This window comes from Bremerella cremea, assembly GCF_003335505.1.
GTDB classification, from domain to species: domain Bacteria; phylum Planctomycetota; class Planctomycetia; order Pirellulales; family Pirellulaceae; genus Bremerella; species Bremerella cremea_A.
In genome coordinates this window covers 194,476-206,076 of the sequence record NZ_QPEX01000010.1, presented here as the reverse complement: position 1 = coordinate 206,076, position 11,601 = coordinate 194,476, and the positions used below count along the sequence as shown (strand labels likewise).

Below are 11,601 nucleotides of genomic sequence, written 5' to 3'. Positions count from 1 at the left end.
GGATTTCAATGATTGAAAAGAAACTCGCGGGTACTCATCAGTCCCCAGAAAAGATCTTCGAGCGAAGCACGTTCGTCAGCCGACCCTACCGGTGTAAGGAATTGGAGCAACTCTTTCCGCTTTTCTGCCGTAGGGTAACGCGAGAAACAACTCAAGTAGATCTCGTCCACGATTGCTTCATCCGATTGTCCGTTATGCCGTAGCTGCAAAAGCGTCTCCACGCGGCTCTCAGGGGATTCCAGCTTTTCGTTGATCGTGTTGCCGTTGGAAATGTGCAGTACCTGAACCATGGTTGGCTCGGCAGAGCGTTCACACTCGCACACGATGTTACGGGGATTTCGCCCAAACGCGTCGAGGAAATAATTTTCGACCGCAGAGTCGTATAATTGAATGGCCTTGGTTCCGATCGGGTAGTTATCGGTCTTTTGCTTGTCGTTGCCAGGAAACGCAACCGTATCGAACGTCGTGGGGACGGCGGTGACTTGAACGACAGCATCGTGCAGCACTTCGGCCATTAGACGTCGAGGATAATAGCGGCTGTAAAACCGGTTCTCGGCTTGATTGCCTGCCAACGTCTTGCTGGTGCGCTGATAGGCGTTCGATTGCAAAATAGCACGCATCAGTGTCTTCAGGTCGAACTTGTTGTCGATCACATGCTGCGTCGCGGCATCGAATAGCGTTCCGTTACTGGCCGGATTCGAGATACGCAGGTCGTCGACTTGTTCTACCAGCCCAACACCAAAGAAGTTCGCCCAGACTCGGTTGGTGATCGCCTTCGCAAAGTAAGGGTTCTCGGGCGAGGTCAGCCAGTAGGCGAACTGCACGCGGCGATCTTCCGGGGCGTCGAAGGCCATCGCTTCACCATCAAGCGGTGTGGGAGGCTGCGGCTTGCCGGTACGTGGTTGAACCAACTCGCCAGACGTTGTCACGTACAACGTTCGCGCCCCATCGCCGTTGCGGCTTTCCCCGCCCCAGCCTTTCGCTTTCACGCGGGAGAAAATATTCGCCATGGCGTAATACTGATCGTTGGTCCATTTTTCGAGCGGGTGGTTGTGGCACTTGGCACATCCAATCGACAAGCCCATGAACGATTGCGACGCGTTCTCGGTCATTTCTTCCGGGGTTTGATGGAGCGCGAAGAAGTTGGTCGCCCCGTTCTGCGTGCTTTCGCCGGTGGCGGTCACGATCTCGCGAACCATCACATCCCAGGGGGTGTTCTGCGCGACGTGGCCGTGAATCCACTCGTAATACGCTTTAATCGGTGCTGGCCGGAGCAACGTTCCGTTGAGCATCAGTACATCCGACCATTTGTACGTCCAATAGTCGACGAATTCCTCGCTGGCCAACAGACGTTCGATGAGCTGGTCCCGTTTGTCGAGGCTGGTATCGGCCAGAAATTGTCGTGTCTCTTCCACCGTCGGCAGCCGCCCAATCGTGTCGAGGGTAGCCCTGCGGAGGAATTCGGCGTCGGTACAATTGGGAGAAGCAATCAGGTTCAAACGCTTCAACTGGGTATCGATTTGCTCGTCAATGAAGTTGCGTGGTTTCCGCTGGTCGGCTTGAGCAAGTTCTTTGGCGGTTGCTTCGTTTACGTAGGGTACCGTCGTGCGGGCAATCGCCAGTTTGCTGGCAAACCAAGCCACGATTGCCCCTTCGCCAGGCCCCATAATCGTTGCTTGGCCTTCCCCATTGACCTGCGAAACGGCATCGTTGGTCGAGGACCAGATCGTCCAACGAGTGACATCGCGCGAAGTGCCGTCGCTGTAAAAGGCCTGGACGACAAAGTTCTGCTGGGCACCAACCTTTTGTAGCGAAGCAGCCGGATAAACTTCAATCCGCTCGACTACCGCATCGGATGGCTCTGGCGGGGCGGCGCCTCGCGAAATCCAATCGGCCACGATCTGAAAGTCTTCGCTCTCGCTGGGAAGTTTTAGGCCTCCTTTATGCGGAATAACCGTTGAAGGTTTCGTCAGCAGCAAACTCCTCTCAGGAGCGGCCAGCTCGATTCGGCGGCCTTGATCTTGCTTCACGAGATTGAAATAGTCCGATTCCGGATCATAGCCTCGCAAAGAAAGCCGAAAGCCACCTTTGCCTGCCAAAGCACCATGGCAACCGCCAGAGTTGCATTCTCGCTTGGCAAAGATAGGTAAGACATCGTTGCGAAAGCTACGGTGGTGTGGTTGATCGATGCCACTCACGACGACGTTTGCTGTGGCTAGAGATTCGTTCCACTTGGCCGAGACACTCGCCGTGCCGTTAGAAACCGGGACGAGCATGCCGTCTTCGACCTGTACCACCTCGGGGTTGCTAGAAGACCAGGCAACACCTTCCCGTAATTGTTCTCCCAGTTCGTCCCCCATAGCCCGTTGGACAACGAATGCCTGGCGGGCATAGGGAGCATTCAGTTCGACCTGACTGGGCAAGATGGTGATGGCCCCTTCTTCCGCAGCAAATCCAACCGTAGGAAGCAGCGCGCATAACGCGAGCACAAGCACGGAAAAACGGCCGCTTTGCCAAATAGTCATGCCAAGATTACCGAGATGAAAACTAGAACAGTTCATGGATGGGGTTGTGGCCAGAATCGACAATGGGGAAGGGACGGCCACCGGGGCCAGGCAGGGTCGCGTGTACATCGAAGCCGAGACTATGGAAGATGGTGGCGGCGACATCGGCTGGTTGCACAGGACGATCAGCAGGCACAGCTCCGATGGGGTCGCTCGCCCCGACGATTCTTCCCCCTTGGACGCCTCCCCCGGCAAAGCCACACGTGAAACATTGCGGCCAATGATCGCGCCCGCCGGCTGGGTTCACACGCGGTGTCCGGCCAAATTCTGCCAGGTTGCAAACCAGGGTTGAATCGAGCAGCCCACGTTGGTCGAGATCTTCGATCAACGCCGAGTACCCTTGATCGTACAGGGGACAAACAATGTCACGCATGCCGGTAATCGAGGTAAACGGCTTCGAGCCGTGAATGTCCCACGTGATCTCGTCAAACACGGTGAGAAAGGTGTTGATCGTGACGAAGCGAACACCGTTTTCAATCAAACGGCGAGACAACAAGCAGCATTGCCCGAAGCGGTTCATGCCGTAACGCTCGCGAACTTTGGTAGGTTCTTTCGTCAGGTCGAACGCTTCCCGGGCCTTGGGACTGGTCATCAAGCGGAACGCAGACTCGAAGTTGCTCCCGAGCAAGTCGGCGTTTTCGCTCGCTTCGAAATTTGCCGCAGCCTGGTCAACTAAGTCGCGAATTCGTCGGCGCCGCGCAAGACGACTGGAATCGATTTCGATGGGGGGAAGCAAATCAGGAACTTTAAAGTTCTCTTGTGATGGATCGGCGTTCAAAGCAAACGGATCGTGGGCTTTGCCCAGGAAACCGCCTGCCTGGCCGTTGGGCATGTTGCCACCTCCACGCCCCATCAATTGCGGCAGCACCGCGAAGGCAGGCAGATCGGTCTTGCGTCCCCGCTCGAAGCTTACCACCGAGCCAATATGAGGCGTGTTCACACCGCCCGTAAAAAGACGCCCCGTCTGCATCATCTGCCATCCGGCATCATGCACGGCGGCCCCGGTATGATGTACCGAGCGCACCAGCGAGAACTTATCGGCAATCTTGGCATGCTGCGGCAGGATCTCCGAAATTTGCAGATCTGGGTTCACCGTCGAAATGGGTTTAAATGGGCCACGAACCTCTGCCGGAGCATCTGGTTTCATATCCCACAGATCGAGCTGGCTGGGAGCACCAAGATTAAAAATCATGATGCAGTTTCGGTCGTCAGAATCAGGCGGAACGGCGCCTTGGGCTTTCGCGGCAAACCAATGCGGCAGGCTCAACCCCAGCGCCCCCAGCGTGCCGACTTGCAGGAAGTCGCGCCGCGTCTGTCCGTTGCAGGTAACCGATTTTCCGCGTCCTTGAAACGTAAACATAGCGCGAACTCGATCGTAGGGTTGCCGAGAAGATGAAGTTTCGGCAAAGGGCGGGATATTGTCAGGAAAAAAATGAAGTGTGGCCTCAATTTACTTCGCCCAATACGAGTCACGCTAGGGAATTTTCCGCAATGTGTGGTATTATCTGCGCATGAGCAATTCAACTTCAGCCACATCTTGCCCAGCCGTCATTGGGGCGGAACTCGCCCTTGGTGGCCTATTTGAATACCTTCCGGACGTTTACTTGTACGTTAAGGATCTAGACGGACGTTTCGTTAAGGTAAGCGAAAGTTTGTGGCGAATGCGCGGATTCGATTCGGAAGAACAAATGCTCGGTAAGACCGATCTCGATTTGCATCCGCGCTATTTAGCCGAGCGTTACGTCGCGGAAGATCTTCTGGTGATGCAAGCGAAAACGCCACTACCCAATCAAATTTGGCTGGTTCCAGCGGAACAGCCTGGGGAATTGAAGTGGTTTGTTTCTAGCAAGATTCCTTTGCTCAGTGCCGAGGGAAACGTAATAGGCGTGGCCGGCGTGATGCGTGATTTGGAAAAAGCCAAGTCGGTCGCCATTCAGTTCAACGAGTTCGAGCAGATCGTTAGTTTTGTCCTGCGAAACTACGATAAACCGATTCGCGTGACACAGTTGGCCGAGATGATCCATCTGTCGGTTAGCCAGTTCGATCGTCGCTTCAAGGCCATCTATCAGATGACACCGCAGCAGTATATTTTGCGCGTGCGGCTACACGCTTCGTCCCACGAATTGTTAGCTTCGTCCGCCTCGATTGCCCAAATTGCGACCGCCTGTGGGTTTTACGATCAGAGCTATTTCACGAAACAATTCCGCAAACACCTAGGCGTTTCCCCCAGCGAGTACCGGCTAAGATATCAAGCCTCCCCGACACAGCTTTCTGAGTCGTTGGGGCTTCCTTCACCCCTGCAATCCTCTTAAATCGTGACCACGCCGATGAGCAAAACTGCGGGAGAACTCCGTCGAGAATTAGGGATTCCCGGGGCTGTTGTCACAGGGCTAGGTTCCATTTTGGGGACAGGTGTCTTTGTTAGTATTGGCATTGCCGCAGGCGTCGCGGGAAACGGAGTGGTGGCCGCTGTTGTCGCGGCGGCGGTCGTGGCAATTTGCAATGGGCTAAGCAGTGCGCAACTGGCTGCCAACCATCCCGTTAGTGGTGGTACGTATGAGTACGGCTATCGTTGGCTCTCTCCTACGTGGGGGTTTTTGGCGGGATGGATGTTTCTGTGGGCTAAATCGTCTTCCGCAGCGACGGCCGCTTTGGGGTTTGCCGGCTATTTGCTCTTGCTAGGTGGAAGTGAGCAACGTTACCTGTTGGTTCCCTGGGCCTTAATAGGAATCGGCCTGTTGACGGTTGTCACGTTGCTAGGCATTCGGCGCACAGCCCAGGTCAACGCGACAATTGTGGTGATGACCTGTCTATCCCTGATCGTTTTCATTGGCTTGGGGGTAGGAGCCCAAGGGAAAGCTGGAAGCCCATTTTCATTCATCCCCCGTGATGTCGGCTGGGCTTCGTTTGCTCAAGCGACCGGCCTCATGTTTGTGGCTTACACCGGCTATGGGCGAATTGCCACGCTCGGCGAAGAAGTCAAAGACCCTCGCCGGACAATCCCCGTGGCGGTGATTGTTACCCTGTTGATTTCGATGATGCTGTACGCAGGCGTGGCGTTTGTGGGGGTACGCGTAGTCGGGGCCGAACGTTTCTCGGAATTAACTCAGCAGAAGGTCGCTCCCTTGGAATCGATCGCCGCGCAAATGGAGATATCCGGCTTACCGCTCCTAATGTCCGTCGGAGCGATCACCGCGATGCTTGGTGTCTTGTTGAATCTGCTGCTGGGCCTTTCGCGTGTCGTGCTGGCGATGGGGCGGCGAGGCGATATGCCAGCTGGGTTGGCGATCGTGCAGACAACAACCGGGGTTCCTTGGGCCGCGACGCTGTTGGTGGCAGCAATCATCGCGGGAATCGCGGCAGTCGGCAGCGTACGGCTAGCCTGGTCGTTCAGCGCGTTTACGGTGTTGATTTACTATGCGATCACCAACGCCTGCGCACTTCGGCTTCGCCCCGACGAACGCCTTTATCCGGTATGGATTCCGGTGTTGGGATTGATCTCTTGCTTGCTACTAGCCTTCTGGGTGGAACGCGAGATTTGGCTTGCTGGCATCTCGCTGCTGTTGTTGGGGCTTGCTTGGCACTGGGCAGCAGGCCAACTCAGTCGGCCAAAGTTAGAACCCAACGATACACATTAGCTTGCTTGAGTCGACAAGCGATCTCTGCTGAAAGAGTGGCAGGGGAGGGAACTGCTCGCTTTTTTTGCCTGGCTAGCTTTGGGCGTGGTACGGACTTTGCTTTTTGCAGAGGCGAGGCGAACGGGGAGGTCCCTCAGGTTGCGGTCTTGCTGGTGCGATTTCTAGTTGGCTCTTGCACTGGCAGCGATCGTGGGCAGCATTTCACCCCTCGACAACGGAGTATCGTTATGAAAAGTTTGCGAACATTGGCGGTTGGTTTGCTTAGTGTGGCAATTATTGGCATGTCCGCTCATCTGGCGACAGCGCAGAACAAGGACAAACCGAAGGGAAAAGATCCCGCAAGCGGAAACGAGGCGAAAGCAACCAAACACGACGACCATGCTAAGAAAGGAAAGGATCAGAGCGAAACGAAACAGACTACCTATCTCGGCGTAACGGTCAGCCCGCTACATGAAGGTATCTTCGCGCATTTCCGCGACGATATAGAACATCGCCAAGGTCTGATGGTTCAAGACGTTGCGGCTGGTTCTCCTGCCGAGAAAGCAGGGCTCAAGCCGAAAGATATCTTAATGACGTACGGCGATCAAAAACTGTATTCCACCAGCCAACTGTTCGCGCTCGTCCGCGAAGCGAAGCCTGATAGCAAGGTAATGCTTGGCTACAAACGCGATTCCAAAATGCAAGATACCACGGCAACCCTGGCCCAACATGCCATGCCGGTGGCCCGAATGTCTGATAAATCGAGCAAGGGAAAGGGAGACTCAACGGCAGCGAAGAAAGATCAATCGCAGTGGGAATCGTTCGATTCGCTCACAATCAACTCGCTAGGCGATAATCGTTACCAGGCACAGGTAAGCTATTTAGATAAATTAGGCAAAGTCGAGTCGCTCAAATTCGAGGGAACACGTGATGAGATTCGCCAGGATATCACAAGCCGGAGCGATCTTCCCCAAAATGAACGCGGGCATTTGCTACGAGCCTTGAATATGTCGAGCGAACGGATCGAATTCGACGCTCCACGCGTCTTCCGAACGGACGACGGTCGTGTCATTTGGGAATTCTCGGAGCCCGTGTTTCCCTTTTAGAAATTAGTGTGGAACGAGTCGTAAGCCGGTGGTTATCAGCCACGTTCGATGACTTGCAGAAGATCAACAAAACGAGCCTGACCGCGAGCACTTTGCGGTCAGGCTCTTTGCTTGGGTACGGATGAGAAAGAGTGGCCAAAGTTTGGCAGGTCTGGGCAGTAACTGGCCGGGCCGATGTGTTGAAACAACCCCTTTGTTTATCTGCGCGAACATCGCACAAAAAATTTCGGCGTCGGATCAAGACGCAACGATGACTGCTACCGGCATCGTAAACAGATCGATCCGTTCCTGCTTATCGGGCTTGAAGCCTGCTTTCTGGACAAACTTTTCCAGCGGAATCGGCTGGCAATCGACAATGTGCGGAAAATGCGTGTGCATCCAGACATAGGTCTTTTCGAGGCTGCTCGACTTGTCCCCCTCTTCGACGGTGGCCATGCTGACCACGCCTAGGCGTCCGCCTGGTTTCAGGACGCGGCGGCACTCGGCCAGCACGGTGGGAATGGTATCTAATGGAAACAGTTCCAAGGTGAAACTCATGGTCACGACATCAAACGAGTCGTCCTCGAACGGCAGAGGGGGGACCGCCCCGATTAGCAAAGAAACGGTATCTTTGAAGCCAGCTTCCTTGACTTTCTTACGAGCAACGTTCTGCATCCCCTTTGAGATATCGATACCAAGCACCTGACCGGAAGGACCGACGCTTTTGGCAAGTTCCAGCACCGAGTTACCGGTACCGTAGCCAATTTCCAGCACCGTTTCCCCTTCTTGGACAGCGAGCCTGCTCAGTCCTAGTTCCCGGGCTTTGTGTTCACCACCATCGGCGATCAAGTCGTAGACATGACTGATGCGATCGTAAAACTTCTTGGCTGGGTTGGTCGACATCAGGTGCTTTCCTTACCTTTTTGTTATTCCCTAAGCAGCAAAAATTGGCGACGATAGTATGTTTGTAAAATGACAATCCACGTATCGTGCGAAGAGATTCACACGATACCATATTCGCACCACAAGATGCCACGACGGTGAAGAAATGATCATCCTTTCAATAGACGTGGGGGGAAGTAACGTCAAATTTCTCCTCTCCAATTCTGAAGAGAAACGCAAGTTCGCCTCAGGCCCGGAATTAACTGGGCAGCAAATGGTTGACCAAGTCAAACAGAACACCGCCGATTGGAAATTCGATGCCATCTCGATTGGTATTCCTGCCCCGGTGATCCATGGCAAAGTCATTCACGATCCCCATAACCTCGGCAGCGGCTGGTCCGGCTTCGATTTCTCGGATGCTTTCGGCCTGCCGACAAAGGTGGTCAACGATGCCGCCATGCAGGCCCTAGGCGACTACAAAGGAGGCCGAATGTTGTTTCTGGGCCTCGGCACGGGGCTTGGTTCGGCCATGATCGTGGAAGGCGTTTTGCAGCCGATGGAGCTTGCTCACCTGCCGTTCAAAAAGGGAAAGACCTTCGAGGAATATGTCGGCCAACAAGGGCGGGAACGGCTGGGCAAGAAACGGTGGCGTCTGGAAGTCATCGAAGCCATCACCATGCTGACGGCTGCACTCGAACCAGAGTACGTTGTTTTGGGGGGCGGCAATGCCAAGTTGATGGACGAACTGCCCGAAAACGTCACCGTTTGCGCGAACGGTAACGCTTTCTTAGGTGGTTTCCGCATGTGGGACGAAGCGTCGCCAATCAAGATTTAGCGATCGCTTGTCGGTAACACTAACGGCAGGCTTTACGAAACCGTCAGGTGGAAGTCGGTTCCTTCCCACTCATCGTTGTCGGTCCATAGCAGCGTGAAAACGATGTTGGTGCCGGCGCGATGATTTTCCAGCGGCAGATCGACGTAGTACAGATCCAGGGCATTCTGGTTCGTTTGTATGTCCTGACGAGTTTGCCAGTCGTCTTGGCTCCAATGAACCATCGCTGGCCGCTCGGTAATGATCCGCAGTTTTTTACCTGCGGTCAGTTTCTGAATCTGATGGGCAAACGTCCAAATGTCGTATTCGCTGGGTGTCTTATTGATGGTGTACCGCTGATAAACGGGCTCGATCCGGTCGAAGCAAACGCCATCGTGGGCACTACGCACCAAGCAGATGTATTCGGCATGAGCCCAGCAAAGGGGCATGGCCGAACCACTTGGTTTGCCAAACTTCATGCTGCCGTCTGGCAGGTCGTCGGCATCCCACAGTTGTTCCGTAAGCATGCCTCCTTCGTTGGCGAAACCTTCGATGGCTTGGATCAACGGAACCGGGTCGCGCCCGGCAGCCAGTTCATAGTGCCCCCGTTCTCCGGTCAATAGCGGCCACGAACGACCTTCTCCTGAGCCATCAAACGCTCTGCCGTCGGGATATTGCCCATAGCCGTCGTGGTTGTATCGCCGCCAACAGGGGCCTTGAGGCAAGTCTCGCTTGAGGATCGCATCGACAACGGCCACCGAATCGACAATCAACGGATCGTCTGCGGCACAAATGCCCAAGCGAACCAGGTCAAGGAACCCAGCATCCACCACATTGCGGGCCGGATGCGTTCCCCCTCCATTCTTGAGATCTACCATTGCTGTATTCGGATCGGCATCGACCGAGCCAGGACACGTGTCTTCAGGCGTGATGCGGACGAAATGGCGTGGTTTGTCTGGGACCAGTTCGCCACACGTGGTCACCGTCCATGCTTCCAAGTTCGCGACCAACCAGTCGGCATACTCTCGCAGGAACGAGGCCGAATTGTCATGGTCGCAGGCTTCCGAGAAATCCGCCGCGCAAATCACGGCGGCGATTGTCGCGGCCAGGGTGGAAGGAGAGTAGCCACCGTTTTCCTCCCAACGTTCCTGGGCGGTAACCGGTCCATTGAGAATCAGGAAACGAACCGCTCGGCGGATCACAATCCAAGGATCAAACTCTTGCAACGCATCGGCCTGTTTCAAACGCCAGGCCAACAAAATCGGCGCGGCAATTTCGTCAAGCTGCACGCCGTGCCAGTACGGTTCGCCGTCGATCTCGCTGTTTTGGGGCATCCCTCCATCTTCAGCTTGGACACACGAGAGCCAAATTAGCGCTCGCAGTGGCGACTCTTCTTCATGACAAGCCAGTAGCGCGGTCGCCGTATGAACCATGTCCCGCGCCCAAACCAGGTGATAACCACCTCGGTTGTCATCGTCTTGGGTTTCTCCCCACGGAATACTCATCGAAGCCACACTGGCACCAAGGAACGTCTTGTCCTCGTGAGCTTGCAGGATGCACTTGCTCAGGCGAAACAGATTCTTGGTGGCGGGATTATCGAGGCTCACTCCGTTGGGCTTAATCGTCCGTTTCCACTGATCGATAAACTTTTGTCGTGAAACATCGAAGGGTAAGACGAATGATTGCAGCAACTGCGTCGCGGCGCTTTGGCAACTGAAGCCCATACCGACGCCCAGTGTGAATTCGTTCCCTTTCGACAAATCGACTTCTCCCATCAACGCGACGTTGCCATCGCGGGCGATGTGATATTGCCAATCCATTTGGAAGTTATCCATCAGGTCGCGCCAACCGTCGCTCGTGCCGACGTAACCAACCGAGCGTTTGGTGAAATCGCAATCACAACCCAGCGCCAAGTGAATGTTATCCCGCTCGGCACACAGCAGATGGTAACCGCCGATGTGTTTACAGCCGGCAAAATTATGTTCGCCGGTGTTCTTAATATGCGGGGCCAGCAACGCGTACAGCTTTAGCTTGTCGGTCAGCGATTCGTCGAGTATCTCTAGCCGAACGTGCATAAGCACGACCGACGAGTGAGGTTCGCCCAGCACTTCCTTGACCAGGCGGTAACGTCCATCCCGATCGGTATTGGTGAGCCGGAACAGCAACGCATCGGGCTCGGGGCGTTCGACCGTATGATGAAGATCACGTCGCTCTTCATGACAAAACGTTTCGCCGTCGGTGATTAGAAACTGCAAGTCTCGCGTGTTCGGCGAGTCGACATGGGGAAAATAGATTTCGTTGATAATCCCGTGACTCACCGTGTACCAAACTTGTGAACTGGTGTGGTAGGCGGTTCCGATGCCTTCTTTGGCACTGGTTGTCCAACGGGGCTCGATTCCAGGGGCGCCGGGCGCGATCTTGTTACTCAAGGTGATGTTCCCAATCGGAAGGTGATGCGGGGCAAATTGGCAGAGTATAAGGTTCTCAAACGATCTAATAGCTGGTAGCTACACTTTTGCTGTCCTCTGGCAGACGAATTTTCCTGAGTCGGCGGTGCCTGAGGAAAGTTGACCCGCAACACGAGTTGGCCGATACTAGGACCACTGTTGCGTCTCACTGGCGTAATGCCTCTCCTTAAGCAC

General features: G+C 54.8%; 8 protein-coding genes. 4 read left to right on the top strand and 4 right to left on the bottom strand.

Annotation, left to right across the window (positions count from 1 at the left end):
• Positions 1-5 precede the first annotated feature (5 nt).
• Together DTL42_RS02205 and DTL42_RS02200 are read right to left on the bottom strand one after the other, a co-directional pair.
• Positions 6-2,525 (bottom strand): DUF1549 and DUF1553 domain-containing protein, encoded by a 2,520-nt coding sequence (locus DTL42_RS02205; RefSeq protein WP_114367060.1) that lies wholly within the window; start codon positions 2,523-2,525, stop codon positions 6-8.
• A gap of 22 nt (positions 2,526-2,547) precedes the next feature.
• A complete protein-coding gene (locus DTL42_RS02200; RefSeq protein ID WP_114367059.1) occupies positions 2,548-3,924 on the bottom strand; it encodes a DUF1501 domain-containing protein in 1,377 nt (458 codons plus the stop codon).
• A 151-nt stretch (positions 3,925-4,075) separates the two neighbouring features.
• Here DTL42_RS02200 and DTL42_RS02195 point away from each other — a divergent pair, with 151 nt between their 5' ends.
• The 3 genes from DTL42_RS02195 (at position 4,076) to DTL42_RS02185 (ending at position 7,287) form a co-directional block, all read left to right on the top strand.
• The gene (locus DTL42_RS02195) at positions 4,076-4,876 is read left to right on the top strand and encodes an AraC family transcriptional regulator (RefSeq protein WP_114367058.1); all 801 of its coding nucleotides are present in this window, start codon (positions 4,076-4,078) and stop codon (positions 4,874-4,876) included.
• A gap of 15 nt (positions 4,877-4,891) precedes the next feature.
• Positions 4,892-6,202, top strand: a complete 1,311-nt coding sequence (locus DTL42_RS02190; RefSeq protein WP_114367057.1) for an APC family permease — start codon at positions 4,892-4,894, stop codon at positions 6,200-6,202.
• A 227-nt stretch (positions 6,203-6,429) separates the two neighbouring features.
• Positions 6,430-7,287: a PDZ domain-containing protein gene (locus DTL42_RS02185; protein ID WP_114367056.1), complete on the top strand. Its 858-nt coding sequence runs from the start codon at positions 6,430-6,432 to the stop codon at positions 7,285-7,287.
• Between the two features lie 237 nt (positions 7,288-7,524).
• Here the strand turns inward: DTL42_RS02185 and DTL42_RS02180 are convergent, their stop codons facing one another.
• Positions 7,525-8,169: a class I SAM-dependent methyltransferase gene (locus DTL42_RS02180; RefSeq protein WP_114367055.1), complete on the bottom strand. Its 645-nt coding sequence runs from the start codon at positions 8,167-8,169 to the stop codon at positions 7,525-7,527.
• Positions 8,170-8,314: 145 nt separating this feature from the next.
• On the opposite strand from DTL42_RS02180, the gene DTL42_RS02175 reads away from it, so the two are divergent.
• Entirely contained in the window at positions 8,315-8,983 is a 669-nt protein-coding gene (locus DTL42_RS02175) for an ROK family protein (RefSeq protein WP_114367054.1), read from the top strand.
• A gap of 32 nt (positions 8,984-9,015) precedes the next feature.
• On the opposite strand, the gene DTL42_RS02170 is transcribed toward DTL42_RS02175, so the two are convergent.
• A complete protein-coding gene (locus DTL42_RS02170; protein WP_114367053.1) occupies positions 9,016-11,388 on the bottom strand; it encodes a glycoside hydrolase family 15 protein in 2,373 nt (790 codons plus the stop codon).
• Between the last annotated feature and the right edge of the window lie 213 nt (positions 11,389-11,601).